Raw genomic sequence first — 16212 nt, 5'->3', positions numbered from 1 at the left:
ACAGGAATCTTTCAGGCTGCAATGCGCTCGATATGTGGACGCTCAACCTTGCTGGCAACGTCGAGGTCATATTGCGCCTGCATGCCATACCACATTTCCGCGCTCGTTCCGAACGCTGCGCCAAGCCGAAAGGCCATGTCCGGTGAAACTCCAGCCGAACCGCTCACGACGCGCTGGAGCGTGACACGACTCACACCCATCTTGGCTGCCGCCTCGGTCACGGTGACATCACCGAGGTACTCCTTGATCACCTCGCCGGGATGCGGCGGATTAAACATACGCATTTTTATCCTCCCTGATCCTTAATGATAGTCCTGGTAGTCAACCACAATCGCGTCCGTACCTTCGAACTTGAAGGTCATTCGCCAGTTACCGTTGACCTTGATTGCCCAATGGCCTTTCAGGCTCCCTTGTAGCGGGTGCAATGCCCACGCTGGCGCCCCCATATCCTCGGGCTTGGTCGCATTGTGCAAAGCCGCAAGCTGCAATTGCAGCTTGATGGCATGCGCTGCCTGGATACCGGCCTTACTCCCCGTTTCAAAGAAACGTTGCAGCCCTTTGTGCCTGAAATCCTTTATCATGCGATTTATTGTATCGTGTATCGCCACTAGATACAACACGCTATCGCGGATTCACCCGTTCTCAACATCACCGCACGACTCGACGTTGATGGAAGGGCAAGGAAGATCGAAAAACCGGTGCCGCTAGCCGAGCCAAAGTCGGTAGCCCACGCCGGTCTCGGTCAGCAGATGACGCGGCTGGGCCGGATCGGCTTCGAGCTTGTGGCGCAGGTGGCCCATATAGATGCGCAGGTAGTGGCCGCTCTCGACATGGCCCGGCCCCCACACCGCGCGCAGCAGCTGGGGATTGGTCATCACCCGGCCGGCGTTGGCGGCCAGCACCGACAGCAGGCGGTACTCGGTTGGCGTCAGGTGCACGTGCTCGCCGTTGCGGGTGACCGCGCGCGCCTGCGGGTCGACCGTCACGTCGCCGAAATGGATCGCGCCGTCGCCACTGGCGCCGCCCTGGCGCTGGCGGCGCAAGGTGGCGCGCACGCGCGCCAGCAGTTCGCCGGTGCCGAACGGCTTGGTCAGATAGTCGTCGGCGCCGGCGTCGAGCGCGCGGATCTTTTCGCCCTCGGCCACGCGCGCCGACAGCACGATGATCGGCACCGTCGACCATTTGCGCACGTCCTGGATAAACTCGATGCCGTCGCCGTCGGGCAGGCCGAGATCCAGCACCACCAGGTCGGGCCGGCGCGTGCCGGCGTCGATCAGCCCCCGCCCCATGCTCGCCGACTCGTGCACCTGCCAGCCTTCCTGCTCCAGGGCGGCGCGCACGAAGCGGCGGATGTGGGGTTCGTCCTCGACCAGCAAGGCGCAGGGGGCGTCAGTCATCGTCTCTTTCCATCGAAGGCGCGTCAAGCGCGGGCGGCGTGCCGGCCGGCAGCGAGAACACGAAGCCGGCGCCGCCCAGGGGCGACGCGCAGGCCCGGATCGCGCCGCCGTGCGCCTCCACGATCGCACGGCAGATCGCCAGGCCCAATCCCACGCCGGGCAAGGCCGACTCGCGTTCGCCGCGCGTGAACTTCTCGAAGATCGCTTCTTCGCTGCCCGGACGCAGGCCGGGACCGTCGTCGACCACCGTGACGTCGATCCAGGCGCCGCGCCGGCTGGCCGCGATCTCGATGCGCGAGCCGCCAAGCGTATATTTTGCGGCATTCTCGACCAGGTTGCACAGCACCCGCTCGATCAGCACCGCATCGAATCTCACCAACGGCAGATCGGGGGGCAGCCGCACCGCGACCGTGTGATCGCGCAAGGCGGCGCCGCAGGCGCGCAGCGCGCTGCCGACCACTTCTTCGAGCGCCTGCCATTCCAGGTTGAAGCGCACTTCGCCGCTCTCGATGCGCGCCATGTCGAGCAGGTTGGCGACCAGGGCGCCCATGCGCACCGCTTCGTCGTGCAGCGACTGCGCCAGCGCGCGTGGCGTCTCCGGCAGCGCCTCGCCCCGCAGCAGCGATTCGGACAGCCCGACCAGGGCCGTGAGCGGCGTGCGCAGGTCGTGCGACAGGGCCGCCAGCAGCGAATTGCGCAGGCGCTCGGACGCCATGTCCACCAGGGCCGCCTGGGCCACCTCGACATAGTGCACGCGCTCGAGCGCGATCGCGGCCAGCGCCGCCAGCGCGTCGAGCTGGCGCCGCTGCTCGGGCGCCAGCACCCAGCGCCCGCCTTCCGGCGCGATCGCCAGCACGCCGCGGGTGCGCATCGGCGCCACCAGCGGCAGGTAGAACAGGGGACTGGCCGGCAAGGTGTCGGTGCCCAGGCCCGCCGGCTGGGCATGGTCGAAGGCCCACTGCGCCACGCCCGGATCGACGTCGGGCGGCAGCGGCGGGCCCAAGCCGCCATCGTCCGCCGGCGGCATGCCGAGCCGCCCTTCGGCGTCCGGCACCAGCAGGGTGGCGCGGGCGCCGAAGGCGTTCTGGATCACCGCGCGGCTCGATTCGAACACCTGCGAGGCCGCCAGCACGCCGGACAGTTCGCGCGCGAACTCGTACAGCGCGCGCACCCGCCGCTCGCGCTCGCCGGCGGCGCGCGCCTGGAAGCGCAGCCCCGCCGTCAGGTGTCCGGTGATCAGCCCCACGGCCAGCATCACGCCGAAAGTGACCACGTACTGGAAGTCGGACACCGCGAAGGTGAAGCGCGGCGGCACGTAGATGAAATCGAAGCAGGCCACGCCGACGCAGGTGGCGGTGACCGACGGCGCCCGGCCGAAGCGCACCGCCACCAGCAGCACCACCAGCAAGAACATCATGGCGATGTTGACCAGGTCGAAGCGGCCGCTCAGCGGCGCGGCCAGCGCCGCCGCCAGCAGGCTGGCCCCGGCCGCCCAGGCGTGCGAGGACAGCGGCTGGCGCCGCGGCGGCGCCGGCCGCGCGGCGGTCGCCGCCGGCGGCGCCACCGCCGGCTGGCCGATCTCGATCAGGTCGACGCCCGGGGCCTGGCGCGCCAGGCGGCGCGCGGTGCGGCGGCGCCAGGGCCGGCGCGAGCCGCTGCGCCCGAGGGCGATGCGCGACAGGTTGTGGTCGCGCGCATACTCGACGGTCTGGACGGCGACGTCGTCGCCCGACAGCATCGCGGTGGTGGCGCCCAGGTCCCCGGCCAGCGCCAGCGTGTCCATGATGCGCTGGCGCGCGGCGTCCGGCAGCCGCGCCAGGCGCGGCGTCTCGACGTACACCGCATGCCAGCCGGTGCCGAGCTGGGACGCCATGCGCGCGCCGCTCCTGACCACGTGTTCGGCCAGCCCGCCCGGCCCGACGCACACCAGCAGCCCGGCGCCGGTCTTCCAGATCGCGTCGATCGACTGCTGTTCGCGCCAGGCGCGCACATCGCCCTCGACCCGGTCGGCGGTGCGGCGCAGCGCCAGCTCGCGCAGCGCGATCAGGTTGCCCTTCCTGAAAAAATTGCCGGCCGCGCGCTCGGCCTGTTGCGGCTGGTAGACCTTGCCCTCCTTCAGGCGCGCCAGCAGCGCGTCGGCCGGGCAGGTCGACCATGATCACCTCGTCGGCCGCGTCGAACACCCGGTCCGGCACCGTCTCGGCCACGCGGATGCCGGCGATGCCGCCGACCACGTCGTTCAGGCTCTCCAGGTGCTGCACGTTGACGGTGGTGAGCACGTCGATGCCGGCGTCGAGCAGTTCCTCGACGTCCTGCCAGCGCTTGGGATGACGCGAGCCGCGCGCGTTGGAGTGCGCCAGCTCGTCGACCAGGATGATGCCGGGCGCGCGTTCGAGCGCGGCGTCGAGGTCGAACTCGTCGAGCTGCCGGCCGCGATGGTCGACGCGCCTGCGCGGCAGCACTTCGAGGCCGTCGAGCAGGCGCGCCGTCTCCACCCGGCCGTGGGTCTCGATCACGCCGACCAGCGGGGCCTTGCCTTCCGCCCGCAGCTTGCGCGCTTCCTGCAGCATGGCGTAGGTCTTGCCGACGCCGGCCGAGGCGCCGAAATAGATGCGCAGACGGCCGCGCGCGGCGCGCCGCTCGTCCTCGCGCATCTGGGCGAGCAAGGCGTCGGGGTCGGGTCGCTGTTGGTCGTGCGGCATGGTTCAGCGAGTATGCCCGCTTTCGGCGTCCAAGGCCATGTTCAGGGCCAGCACGTTCACGCGCGCCGCGCCGAACAGGCTCAGGAAAGGCCGCTCGGTGTGCGCCTCGACCAGGGCGTCGACCTGCTGCACCGGCAGTTGGCGCGCACGCGCCACCCGCGCCGTTTGATAGCGCGCGGCGGCCACGCTGATCTCGGGATCGAGGCCGCTGGCCGAGCTGGTGACCAGGTCGACCGGCGCCAAGGCCGTGTTGCCCGGGTCGAGCGCGCGCAGCGCCGCGATCCGGTCCTTGACGGCTTCTTGCAGGGCCGGATTGAGCGGCCCCTGGTTCGAGCCGCTTGATCCGCCGCCGTTATTGGCCATCGGCGCGGTGGCCGAGGGACGGCCCCAGAAATAGCCGGGCGCACTGAACGACTGGCCGATCAGGCGCGAGCCGACCACCTGGCCGTGCTGCTCGACCAGGCTGCCATTGGCCTGGAACGGAAACGCGGCCTGGGCCACGCCGGTGACCAGGAGCGGATACAGCACGCCGCAGGCCAGGGTGAGCGCCGCGAACAGCGCCAGCGCGGGGCGAAGAATCGATTGCATGACAACTCCTTACGTCAGGTTGAAGGCGGCGAGCGCCAGGTCGATCAGCTTGATGCCGGCGAACGGCAGCAGCAGCCCGCCCAGGCCATACACCAGCATGTTCCGGCGCAGCAGCGCGGCCGCGCCGATCGCGCGGTAGCGCACGCCGCGCAGCGCCAGCGGAATCAGGAACACGATGATCAGGGCATTGAAGATCACGGCCGACATGATTGCGGACGCGGGGCTGGCCAGCCCCATGACGTTGAGCGCGTCCAGGCTCGGATAGGTGGCCACGAACATGGCCGGCACGATCGCGAAGTACTTGGCGATGTCGTTCGAGATCGAGAACGTGGTGAGCGCGCCGCGCGTCATCAGCATCTGCTTGCCGATCTCGACGATCTCGAGCAGCTTGGTCGGGTTCGAATCCAGGTCGACCATATTGCCGGCCTCCTTCGCCGCCTGGGTGCCCGAGTTCATCGCCACCGCCACGTCGGCCTGGGCCAGCGCCGGGGCATCGTTGGTGCCGTCGCCGGTCATCGCCACCAGCTTGCCTTCCGCCTGGTAGCGGCGGATCAGGGCCAGTTTCTCTTTGGGCGTGGCCTCGGCGATGAAATCGTCGACGCCCGCCTCGGCCGCGATCGCCGCCGCCGTCAACTTGTTGTCGCCGGTGACCATCACGGTCTTGACGCCCATGCGGCGCAGCTCGGCGAAGCGCTCGCGGATGCCTCCCTTGACCACGTCCTTGAGTTCGACCACGCCCATCACGCGCGCGCCGTCGGCCACCACCAGCGGCGTGCTGCCGCGGCGCGAGGATTCGTCGACGCTGCGCTCGACGTCGCCGGGCCAGGCGGCGCCGATGGACTCCATATGCCGACGAATGGCCGAGGCGGCGCCTTTGCGGATATGGCGCTCCCCCAGGTCGACGCCGCTCATGCGGGTCTGCGCGGTGAACGGCACGAACACCGCGCCCATCGCTTCCATCGCACGCTCGCGGATATTGAAACGGTTCTTGGCCAGCACCACGATGCTGCGCCCTTCCGGCGTTTCGTCCGCCAGCGAGGCCAGTTGCGCCACGTCGGCCAGTTCCTCCTCCGTCACGCCCGGCGCCGGCCGGAAGGCGGCGGCCTGGCGGTTGCCAAAGGTGATGGTGCCGGTCTTGTCGAGCAGGAGCACGTCGACGTCGCCCGCCGCTTCCACCGCACGGCCCGAGGTCGCGATCACGTTGGCCTGCAACATGCGGCTCATGCCGGCCACGCCGATGGCCGACAGCAGGCCGCCGATGGTGGTCGGGATCAGGCACACCAGCAGCGCCACCAGCGCGGTGATGGTCACCGCCTGGCCGCTGCCCTGGGCCTGCACGGCGAAGATCGAGAACGGCAGCAGGGTCACGGTCACGACCAAAAACACGATCGTCAGGGCCACCAGCAGGATCGTCAGGGCGATCTCGTTCGGCGTCTTCTTGCGCGCCGCGCCTTCGACCATGCCGATCATGCGGTCGAGGAAGGTCTCGCCCGGATTGGCCGACACGCGCACCACCAGCCAGTCGGAAAGCACGCGCGTGCCGCCGGTGACGGCGCAGAAATCGCCGCCCGATTCGCGGATCACGGGCGCCGATTCGCCGGTGATGGCGCTCTCGTCGACCGAGGCGACGCCGTCGACCACTTCGCCGTCCACGGGAATCACGTCGCCCGCCTCGACCAGGAAGAACATCCCCTTGCGCAGCTCGCTCGAGGCGCAGGCCTGCCACGGCGCGCCATGCGCGGGATTGGCCAGTTTTTTGGCGGTCACGGTCTGGCGCAGGCTGCGCAGCGAGGCGGCTTGGGCCTTGCTGCGGCCTTCGGCCAGCGCCTCGCCGAAGTTCGCGAACAGCACCGTGAACCACAGCCAGACGGCGGTGGCCAGGATGAAGCCCGCCTGTGCCTGCTCCTGTGCCTCGCCCTGCCCTGCCAGCGCCTGGAACCAGAGCAGGGTCGTGATGATGCTGCCGATGTAGACCACGAACATCACCGGGCTGCGCAGCTGGGTGCGTGGATGGAGCTTGCGCAGCGCGTCGACCATCGCCGGCCAGACGAGCGTGGAATCGAACAGGCTCAGGGAGCCGCGTGGCGCCTGGACGGGATTGTGGGATATCTGTTCCATCTCATTCTCCAAACAGCTGAAGGTGTTCGACCACCGGTCCCAGCGCCAGCGCAGGGACATAGTTGAGGACACCGACCAGCACCACGACGGCGGCCAGCATGCCGACGAACATGGGGCCATGGGTAGGCAGGGTGCCCGGGGTGGCGGGCAGGCGCTGGCGGCCGGCCAGCGAGCCGGCGATCGCCAGCACCGGCACGATCACCGCGAAGCGGCCGAACCACATCGCCACGCCCAGCAGGGTGTTATAGAAAGGCGTGTTGGCGGACAGGCCGGCGAAGGCGCTGCCATTGTTGTTGGCGGCGGACGTGAGCGCGTACAGGATCTCGGAGAAGCCGTGCGCGCCCGGATTGGCCACGCCGGCGGTGCCCGATGCCGAGGTCACCGCCAGCGCGGTGCCCAGCAAGACCAGGCAGGGCGTGACCAGGATGACCAGCGCGGCCATCTTCATCTCGTAGGCCTGGATCTTTTTGCCCAGGTATTCCGGCGTGCGGCCGATCATCAGGCCGGCGATGAACACCGCCAGGATCGCGAACACCAGCATGCCATACAGGCCCGAGCCGACGCCGCCGAAGACCACTTCGCCGAACTGCATCAGCACCATCGGGACCATGCCGCCCAGCGGCATGAAGGAATCGTGCATGGCGTTGACCGCGCCGCACGATGCGGCCGTGGTCACCACCGCGAACAGGCTCGACGCGGCGATGCCGAAGCGGGTCTCCTTGCCTTCCATATTGCCGCCCGCCTGCAGGCTGCTCGCGACCTGGTCGACGCCCAGCGGGGTCAGGAGCGGATTGGCCTGCTGCTCGGCGGCGAAGGCGGCGACGGCGGCGATGACGAACAGCAGCGTCATCGTCCCCAGCACCGCCCAGCCCTGGCGGATATCGCCCACCATGTGGCCGAAGGTGAAGCACAGCGCGGCCGGGATCAGGAAGATGGCGACCATCTGCGCGAAGTTGGTGAGCGCATTCGGGTTCTCGAACGGGTGCGCGGAATTGGCGTTGAAGTAACCGCCGCCATTCGTGCCCAGCATCTTGATCGCTTCCTGCGAAGCGACGGGGCCCATCGGGATGACCTGGGTGTCCGCACGCGTTGCTGTCGCATCGACCATGTAGGTCACCGGCTCGAGCAGGCGCGCCTCGGCGTGCGCCGACAGGCTCTGCACCACGCCCTGCCCGGCCAGGAACACCGCGAGCATCAGCGACAGCGGCAGCAGCACGTACAAGGTCGAGCGGGTCAGGTCGACCCAGAAGTTGCCGATCGCACCGCTCGATCGCGCGGCGAAGCCGCGGATCAGCGCGAACACGACGGCGATGCCGGTGGCGGCCGAGAAGAAGTTCTGGCCGGCCAGGCCCACCATCTGGGTCAGGATGCTCATGGTCTGCTCGCCGCTATAGCCCTGCCAGTTGGTGTTGGCGACGAAGCTGATGGCGGTATTGAAGCTCGAGTCCGGGCTGACGTTGGCCATGCCCTCGGGGTTGAGCGGCAGCCAGGCCTGGAGGCGCTGCAGCGCGTAGACGAAGACCGCGCCGACGGTGTTGAAGGCGATCAGCGCCAGCGCGTAGGCTTTCCAGTCCTGGGAGGCCGAGGCGGCCGGACCGGCTAGGCGGTACAGCGCGCCTTCGATGCCGGCGGCCCAGCCCAGGCCGGGCACCTTGCCGTCCGCGGCGACGCGGGCGATGAAGCGGCCCAGCGGCCAGGCGAGCAGGAGCAGCACCAGCAGGAAGGCCGCGAGGAGGACGATGAATTCGGTGGTCATCACAATTCCTCCGGCTTGAACAGGGCCACCAGCAGGTAGACCAGCAGCGCGGCAGCGGCCAGGCCGCCGATCACGTAGGACAGATTCATGGCTTGCCTCCCGCTTGTGCGCAACCGGCCACCAGCAGGCAGGTCAGGCGGACGAAGATCAGGAGCGCGCCGAGGTAGATGAGGTCCATGGGCGTTCTCTATCAGAAGGTGCGGCTGACGGTCAGTTGCAAGGCGTCGCGGCCGGTGAATTTTCCGTTGACCGGCGAGGTGTACGCCGACTTGCTGGCATTGGTGCCGAGGTAGGCGAGGCTCACCGTGGCAAGGTCGAACGAGCGGCTCACGCCGATCTTCCAGTCGGTGTAGTCGGATGCCGGGTTGTTCTTCACTTCCTGGCGGCCGGCGTGCAGTTGCAGGGTCAAGCCATGGCCGACGTCGAGGTTGGCGCCGATGTCGAGGTAGCCGCTGTTCTCGCTGTCGACGAAGCCGAACAGGTTGGTGGTGGCATGCGAGTATTTGACGTAGGCCGGGCCATAGCCCAGCTGCGCATAGACCTCGGTGGTGTGGGCATTGACCCAGCCCGGGAGCCGGCCCAGGCCGTTGTCGGGATAAACATAGCGCAGCACGCCGACGTCGTACGACAGGCCCTGCGACAATGCGCCGCGCTTGCCGCCATAGACGTCGATCTCGACTTCACCGTCGCCGCCGGCGTCTTCGACCCACTTGATGGTCGAGGCCCAGGCGCCGGCATACCAGCCGTCGGTGTGGACGTAATCGACGCCGCCCTGCAGCGCGGGACGCAGGCGCGTCTGCGAGATGGCGCGGTAGCGGTAGTCGGAGGTGACGGCGACGTTCCAGGCGATGGAAGAAGATGCCGCCGGCGCGGTCTCCAGGGGTTCGGTGACCTGGGCGTGGGCGGCGCCGGCGAACGCCAGGGTGGCGGCCAGCGCGTGAATCGATGCTTTCATGTGTTCCTGCTCGTGGTTGTGGTTGAAGCCATGCGGCGTCGCGAGGACGGCGCATGGAACACGAGCAGGTTAGCGATTCAGGCGTAAAAACCGGGTATAAAGGCCGGCGGACGGTGTAAACGCGGTGTAAAAATCAGCGCGCCGGCTGGGCGCGCAGCCAGTCCATGTACTTCGCCACGCCGGTCGCCACGTCGGTGAACGGTTCGTCGTAGCCGGCCGCGCGCAGCGCCGAGATGTCGGCCTGGGTGAAGCTCTGGTACTTGCCCTTCAGCTTGTCGGGGAACGGCAGGTACTCCAGCAGGCCGCCGTCGATGATCTGCTGCAGCGACAGCGCCGGCTTGCCTTCGTTGGCCAGCGCGTTGACGGTGGCGACCGCCAGGTCATTGAACGGCTGGGCGCGGCCGGTGCCGAGGTTGAAGATGCCGCGCTTGTCCGGGTGATCGAGGAAGAACAGGTTGACCTTGACCACGTCTTCCACGTAGATGAAGTCGCGCATCTGGGCGCCGGCCTCATAGCCTTCGTTGGCGCCGAACAGCCTGACCTTGCCGTCCTTGAGGAACTGGTGGTACTGGTGGAACGGCACCGAGGCCATCGTGCCCTTGTGCCCTTCGAGCGGACCGTAGACGTTGAAGTAGCGCAGGCCGACCACCTGGCTGCCGGCGTCCTGGCCCTTGGCCTGCCAGTAGCGGCGCAGGTACTGGTCGAACAGGAACTTCGAGTAGCCGTAGACGTTGAGCGGACGCTCGAGCGGGCGCTCTTCGCGGAACACCGTGCCGGCGCCGTAGACGGCGGCCGACGAGGCGTAGATGAAGGGAATGCCCTGGCGCTGGCAGAATTCGAACAGGGCGACCGTGTAGTCGTAGTTGTTCTTCATCATGTAGCGGCCGTCGGTCTCCATCGTGTTGGAGCAGGCGCCCTGGTGCAGCACGGCAGTGAACTTGTTGTCGAATTCGCCCGCCTTCAGGCGCACCAGGAAATCTTCTTTATCGGCATAGTCGGCGATCTCGGCGTCGACGATGTTGTGGAACTTCTCGGGACGCGACATATTGTCGACGGCGAAGACGCTGAACGGCTCGCGCTGCGACAGCGCGTGCACGAGGTTCGCGCCGATGAAGCCTGCTGCGCCGGTAACCAGAATCATGATAATAGTCCTCTTCAAATTAGCCCGCGCCTTCAGGCGCCGGCAAGCATGGGTTGCAAGGGCTGCCACACGTCGGCCGGAAGAATCTGCTTCATGCAGTTCTGGTGCCCCAGCGGGCATTCGCGCTGCTGGCAGGGCGAGCATTCGATGTGCAGCCACAGGATCTGCGCCAGCTGCGACAGCGGCGGCGTGTGGCGCGGGTCGGTGGGTCCATAGATCGCCACCACCGGCCGCCCCAGGGCGGCGCCGATGTGCATCAGGCCCGAATCGTTGGTGACCACGGCGGCGGCGCGCGAGATCAGCGCGATCGCCTCGCTCAGCGAGGTGGAGCCGGCCAGGTTGTGCGCCTGCGGCACGATGGCGGTGATCTCGTCGCACACCGCGCGGTCCTTGGGAGAGCCGAGCAGCAGGATCTGCGCATCCGGGCGATTGGCCAGGATGGTCCGGGCCAGCTCGGCGAAGTAGGTCGACGGCCAGCGCTTGGCCGGGCCGAATTCGGCGCCCGGCGCGAAGGCGACATACACGCCGGCCGGCAGCTGGAGGCGCGCGATCGCGGCCTCGGCTTCGCCCGCGGCGACCGTCATGACCGGCTCCGGCAAGCGCTCCGGGCGCGGCAGATTTCGCACCGGCGCGTCGGCCAGCGCCTGGTAGAACTGGGCCATCGGGCGCGGCGCCGCCTTGTCGTCGTGGTGCATCACGTTGACCAGGCCATAGCGCATCTCGCCCTTGTAGCCGACCCGCTTCGGGATTCCGGCCAGCCAGGGGATCAATGCGAATTTCAGGGTATTCGGCAGCACATAGGAGTCGGCATAGCCGCGCGCCCTGAGCATCTTCGCGAAGGCCTTGCGCTCCTTCCACTGCAGCGCGCCGTGCTTGAACGGCGACTCGACCACGGTGTCGACTTCCGCCATCGCGCGCCAGACCGGCGCCACCCAGGTGGGGGCCAGCACGTCGATCGGCCGCCCCGGCGTAAGCTCCTTGAGCCGGCGCAGCAAGGGCTGGGCCATCACGGCGTCGCCGATCCAGTTCGGGGAAATCACAAGGGTGCGCAACATGGTGTTCTTCGGGTGGTGTGCCAACCCACGATTATAGCAATCGCGGCCGATTCAGCATTCCTCCAGGCGCCAGCCGGTGTCCAGCGCGGCCAGGCGGTGGGTCAGCTTGACGCGCTCCAGGAACACGCGGTCGTGCGACACCACGACCAGCGCGCCCTGGTATCCGTTCAGCATCGTCTCCAGCGCCGCCAGCGACGCCAGGTCCAGGTGGTTGCTCGGCTCGTCCAGCAACAGCAGCGCCGGCGCCGTGTCGGCATACAGCACGCAGGCCAGGGCCGCCTTCAGGCGCTCGCCGCCGCTCAGCAGGCCGGCCGGCTGGGCGATCGCGCGCGCGTCAAGGCCCAGCTGGACCAGCCAGGTGCGCAGCATGTCCTGTCCGGCGCTGCGGTTCACGTCCAGCAGCTGGTCCAGGGTCGGGCGCCGCGGATCGAGGCTGGCCAGCTGCTGGTCCAGGTAGGCGACGTGCGCCGGCAGGCTGCATTCGCCCGCGACCGGATCGAGCCGTCCCGCCAGCACCTTGAGCAGGGTCGACTTGCCGCTGCCGTTCGGGACGACCAGGCCCACCCGCTGGCGACCCGTCAGGCTTAGGCTGATGCGGTCCAGCGGTGCGGCCACCCAGGGCAGCACAGCCTCTTCCAGCCGCGCCACGCGGCGCTGGCCCACGCCGTCAGCCGACACCGCGTGGATGCGCACGGCGGCGTCGGCGGCGACCCGATGAAAGGCGTCGCGCACGCGCCCGGCCTGATCCGCGCGCGCGGCCGCGTGCTGCTGGCGCAGGCGGCCGGCGCTGCCCTCGCTGCGCTCCTTGCCGCGCCCGAGCAGGATCGCGGCCTGGTTGGCTTCCTTCGCATTGCGGTGGCCACGCGCCTGGCGCCGGTCCTGGCGTTCGCGCTGCGCGCGGCGCGCGGCTTCGTCGCGTCGCAATTCCTGGCGCGCATGATCGAGCGCGCCCTGCGCCGCTTCCTGTTCGTGGCAGCGCGCTTCTTCGTAGAACGCGTAGTTGCCGCCATAGCTGCGCAGGCCCTCGCTGGACAGCTCGACGATGCAGTCCATCGCGTCTAGCAGCTCGCGGTCGTGGCTGATCACCAGCAGGCCTTTGGACCAGGCCTGCAACTGGCGCTGCAGCGCCGCGCGGCCCGCTGCATCGAGGTGGTTGCTCGGCTCGTCGAGGATCAGGAAGTCGGGATCGAACAGGGTGGCGCCGATCAGCGCCACCCGCATCGCCTCGCCGCCGCTGAGCGCGGCCAGCGGCGTGTCGAGGTCGACGTGCGGCAGGCCATGCGCCTGGCAGGCCTGGCGCAGGCGGGCGGCGATATCCCAGTGCTCGCCCACCGCATCGAAATCGTGCGGGTCGGCGCTGCCGGCCTCGATGCGCGCCAGGGCCGTCGTGATCGCGCCGATGCCGGCCAGTTCAGCCACCGACGCCGCCCGGCCGCCGCCCGCCTGCTGCGACAGATAGGCAATGCGGCCCGCACGCAGGCAGCGGCCGGCGCTGGGCGCCAGTTCGCCGGCCAGCAGGCGCGCGAGCATCGACTTGCCCACGCCGTTGCGTCCCACCAGGCCGGTGCAGCGCAGGTCGAACTGGTGATGCAGGTTTGAAAACAGGACGCTGCCGTCGGGCAGATGCAGGGACGCGCCGTCGAGCGCTAGAATGGGATGCGTCATATGTACGACTCCAGGGATGCCTGAACGCTTCCGCAGCCATGCTGGGAAGACCGGAAAAATGGCATCGATGAGGTATTACACGTGCGCGCTCCTTGGAAATGACGGTCTATGGTAGCAGGATCGGTCCTGCTGGACAAATTGCCCACCCGTGCGCGCCGCCGCGCCAGCAGGACTATAATTTTCACATGCACAGGCTCCGAACAACCCGAACGCTGTATGGCTGGACCGTCCTCCTGACGTTCCTGTTCGGCCTGTTCGTGCCTGCAGTTTCCCATGCCGTGGCCCACGCCACCCAGCAGCCGGCAGCGGCCTGGATCACCGAGATCTGCAGCGCCAGCGGCACCCGTCATGTGATGGTGATCGACGATGCGGCGCAGACCGACACGCCGGCGGTGCCGGACATGTCGCACTGCGAACTGTGCTGCTCGCACCACCACGCGCCACTGGCGCCGCCGGCGCCGATCCCGTCGGTGCTCGCGCTCGACAACGAGCGCGATCCCTACCCGCCCCTGTTCTACCGCTCGCCGCGTCCGCAGCACGCCTGGACGCCCTCGCAATCGCGCGGGCCGCCGTCTTCGCTTTCCTGATCCGCCCCTCACCACCATTCGAGTGACGCAGCCGATGCGTCACCCACCATGCGTGACGCCGCGAGACGCTGCGTCGCGCGCACAGGATTTGCAATGAAGACTCGCTATCGCCTCCGGCCGCGCAGGCTGGCGCTCGCCCTCGGCTGCGCCCTGGCCACCTTGAATGTCCAGGCCCAGACCACGACCATTCCCACCGTCGAGGTCACGGCCGAAGCGCCGCACGCCAACGGATTACTGAACCTCGACGCCCCGAGCGAAACCGCCAGCCGCCTGGGCCTGAGCCCGCGCGAGACGCCGGCCAGCGTCACCGTGGTCGACCGCGCCCTGATCGAGGTGCGCGGCGCCCAGGACACGCAGGAAATCCTGCGCGCTATCCCCGGCGTCACCGCCCACGATGCTCCCGGCAATATCGGGGTCAGCTACCGCGGCTTCGGCAGCGGCTCGGTCAGCCAGCTGTTCAACGGCATCAACGTGCAGTATTCGATCGCCGCGCGACCGGTCGACAGCTGGATCGTCGACCGCGTCGAAGCCATTGGCGGGCCGTCGAGCTTCCTGTTCGGTTCCGGCGCCGTCGGCGGCACGATCAACACCATCACCAAGCTGGCCGAGACGCGCGAGTTCGCGGAAGGCCGGCTGCGCCTGGGCGCCGACGCGCTGAAGGAAGCCTCGGTCGGCCTGAACCGCCGCGTCGGCGACGGTCACTACGCGCGCATCGACGTCAATCACCGCGACGGCGGCAGCTGGGTCGACGGCGTCGAGCGCCGCGCGACCCAGCTGGCGGCGTCGCTGCGTTCCGACTTCGGACGCGGCTTCACGCATACGCTGGCCTATGAATTCCAGCAGGAAGACGTCGACCGGCCTTACTGGGGCACGCCGCTGCTGAATCCCGTCGCCGGCAAGCTGCGCATCGACGAGGCCACCCGCTTCAAGAACTACAACAGCGCCGATGGCGTCTACGACCAGCGCGTGCAGTGGCTGCGCTCGATCGGCGCCTGGAAGGTCAGCGACGCCCTGCAGCTGACCAACACCTTCTACGTCTATGACGCGCTGCGCGACTACCGCAACGTCGAGAACTACCGCTTCGATCCATCGAACACGCAGGTCATCCGCTCGGCCGCCCTGCTCCAGCGCCACGACCAGACCCTGGTGGGCGACCGCATCGACGGCGTCTACCGCGGCCGCATCGGCGAACGCCGCAGCGACTGGGCGTTCGGGCTGGACTTCGGCATCAACCGCCAGACCCGCTATCCGAACAGCCAATCGGCCACGGTGAGCAGCGTCGACCCGTACGACTTCGTCACCGAGCGCTTCTTCGACGTGCCGAACATGACGCCGCTCTACCGCCCCGACCGCGACAATGAGGTCAGGACCACGGCGCTGTATGTCGAGAACCGCACCGAGCTGGTCCCGAACCTCAATCTGGTCACCGCCCTGCGCCACGAGCGCATCGAACTCGACCTGGTCAACCGGCGCGAGATCACGCCGGCGGCGCCGGCCAGCTTCTCGCGCAACTACAATCCGACCACCGGACGCCTGGGCCTGGTGTGGGACGTCACGCCCGGCATGAACGTCTATGCCCAGTACGCGACGGCTGCCGATCCGCCCTCGGGCGTGCTGTCCACCGCCTCGTTCGCCGACGTGCGGAACAACAGTGAACTGACCACCGGCCGCCAGGCGGAGGCCGGCGCCAAGCTGGATTTCTGGCAAGGCAAAGGCACGGCGACCCTGGCCGCCTATCACATCACGCGCAAGAATATCGCGACCCAGGATCCGGTCGACAGCAACCTGACGATCCTGGTCGGCGAACAGTCCTCGCAGGGCGTCGAACTGGCGCTGGGGCTGCAGCCGACCAGGCGCCTGTCCGTGCAGGGCAACTTCACCTATGCCGATGCCGAGTACGAGACTTACCGCCAGGGCGGCGTTTCGCTGGCCGGGAAGACGCCGACCAATACGCCGAAGACGGTGGCCAACCTGTGGCTGTCGTATGCCGTCACCCCGGCGCTGCAGGCCCACCTCGGCGCGCGCCGGGTCGGCAAGGTGTATGCCGATGCGGCCAACACCCTGTACTGGCCGTCGTATACCTTCGTCGACCTGGGCCTGAGCTGGCGCATCGACCGCAGGCTGTCGCTGGAAGCGCGCGTGCGCAACCTCACCGACCGGCTGTATGCGGCCAACGTCACCGGCACGATGGCCTATCTCGGCGCCCCGCGCACGGCCGACGTGGCGCTGCGCATGGCCTTCTGACGCG

13 protein-coding genes and 1 pseudogene are annotated in these 16212 nt (G+C 68.5%); 2 read left to right on the top strand and 12 right to left on the bottom strand.

From position 1 onward, the window contains the following. Positions 1-11: 11 nt before the first annotated feature. From KY496_RS25035 to KY496_RS24980, 12 genes and pseudogenes are all read right to left on the bottom strand, one after another. Complete coding sequence (locus KY496_RS25035) at positions 12-284, bottom strand: HigA family addiction module antitoxin (RefSeq protein ID WP_005668709.1); 273 nt, start codon at positions 282-284, stop codon at positions 12-14. 18 nt (positions 285-302) lie between these two features. Continuing rightward, entirely contained in the window at positions 303-581 is a 279-nt protein-coding gene (locus KY496_RS25030) for a type II toxin-antitoxin system RelE/ParE family toxin (RefSeq protein WP_184234910.1), read from the bottom strand. A gap of 123 nt (positions 582-704) precedes the next feature. Next, on the bottom strand, positions 705-1397 hold the full coding sequence (gene kdpE, locus KY496_RS25025; RefSeq protein ID WP_184234913.1) for a two-component system response regulator KdpE: 693 nt from the start codon (positions 1395-1397) through the stop codon (positions 705-707). Continuing rightward, a pseudogene (locus KY496_RS25020) lies at positions 1390-4099 on the bottom strand (DUF4118 domain-containing protein). Before KY496_RS25020 ends, kdpE begins: the two are co-directional and overlap by 8 nt. Before the next feature lie 3 nt (positions 4100-4102). Continuing rightward, the gene (kdpC, locus tag KY496_RS25015) at positions 4103-4687 is read right to left on the bottom strand and encodes a potassium-transporting ATPase subunit KdpC (RefSeq protein ID WP_184234919.1); all 585 of its coding nucleotides are present in this window, start codon (positions 4685-4687) and stop codon (positions 4103-4105) included. Between the two features lie 9 nt (positions 4688-4696). After that, positions 4697-6805 (bottom strand): potassium-transporting ATPase subunit KdpB, encoded by a 2109-nt coding sequence (gene kdpB, locus KY496_RS25010; protein WP_219862926.1) that lies wholly within the window; start codon positions 6803-6805, stop codon positions 4697-4699. 1 nt (position 6806) lies between these two features. After that, positions 6807-8561 carry a potassium-transporting ATPase subunit KdpA gene (gene kdpA / locus KY496_RS25005; RefSeq protein WP_219862924.1) on the bottom strand — a complete coding sequence of 585 codons (1755 nt, stop codon included), beginning with the start codon at positions 8559-8561 and terminating at the stop codon, positions 6807-6809. Next, positions 8561-8650 carry a K(+)-transporting ATPase subunit F gene (kdpF, locus tag KY496_RS25000; RefSeq protein WP_005668695.1) on the bottom strand — a complete coding sequence of 30 codons (90 nt, stop codon included), beginning with the start codon at positions 8648-8650 and terminating at the stop codon, positions 8561-8563. Before kdpF ends, kdpA begins: the two co-directional genes overlap by 1 nt. Positions 8651-8751: 101 nt before the next feature. Further along, complete coding sequence (locus KY496_RS24995) at positions 8752-9516, bottom strand: TorF family putative porin (protein ID WP_184234928.1); 765 nt, start codon at positions 9514-9516, stop codon at positions 8752-8754. A gap of 133 nt (positions 9517-9649) precedes the next feature. Further along, complete coding sequence (gene rfaD, locus KY496_RS24990; protein WP_184235600.1) at positions 9650-10660, bottom strand: ADP-glyceromanno-heptose 6-epimerase; 1011 nt, start codon at positions 10658-10660, stop codon at positions 9650-9652. A gap of 29 nt (positions 10661-10689) precedes the next feature. After that, positions 10690-11712, bottom strand: a complete 1023-nt coding sequence (gene waaF / locus KY496_RS24985) for a lipopolysaccharide heptosyltransferase II (RefSeq protein ID WP_184234931.1) — start codon at positions 11710-11712, stop codon at positions 10690-10692. 51 nt (positions 11713-11763) lie between these two features. Then, a complete protein-coding gene (locus KY496_RS24980) occupies positions 11764-13377 on the bottom strand; it encodes an ABC-F family ATP-binding cassette domain-containing protein (protein WP_219862922.1) in 1614 nt (537 codons plus the stop codon). Between the two features lie 185 nt (positions 13378-13562). Between KY496_RS24980 and KY496_RS24975 the strand changes: the two genes are divergently transcribed. Both KY496_RS24975 and KY496_RS24970 read left to right on the top strand, forming a co-directional pair. After that, the gene (locus KY496_RS24975; protein WP_219862920.1) at positions 13563-13964 is read left to right on the top strand and encodes a DUF2946 domain-containing protein; all 402 of its coding nucleotides are present in this window, start codon (positions 13563-13565) and stop codon (positions 13962-13964) included. 93 nt (positions 13965-14057) lie between these two features. Beyond that, positions 14058-16208 (top strand): TonB-dependent siderophore receptor, encoded by a 2151-nt coding sequence (locus KY496_RS24970; protein ID WP_219862919.1) that lies wholly within the window; start codon positions 14058-14060, stop codon positions 16206-16208. Positions 16209-16212: the final 4 nt, after the last annotated feature.

The organism is Massilia sp. NP310 (assembly GCF_019443485.1).
In the GTDB taxonomy this organism is placed as follows: domain Bacteria; phylum Pseudomonadota; class Gammaproteobacteria; order Burkholderiales; family Burkholderiaceae_D; genus Telluria; species Telluria timonae.
Note: the sequence above shows the minus strand (reverse complement) of the source record. Positions and strands in the feature narration are given on the sequence as shown.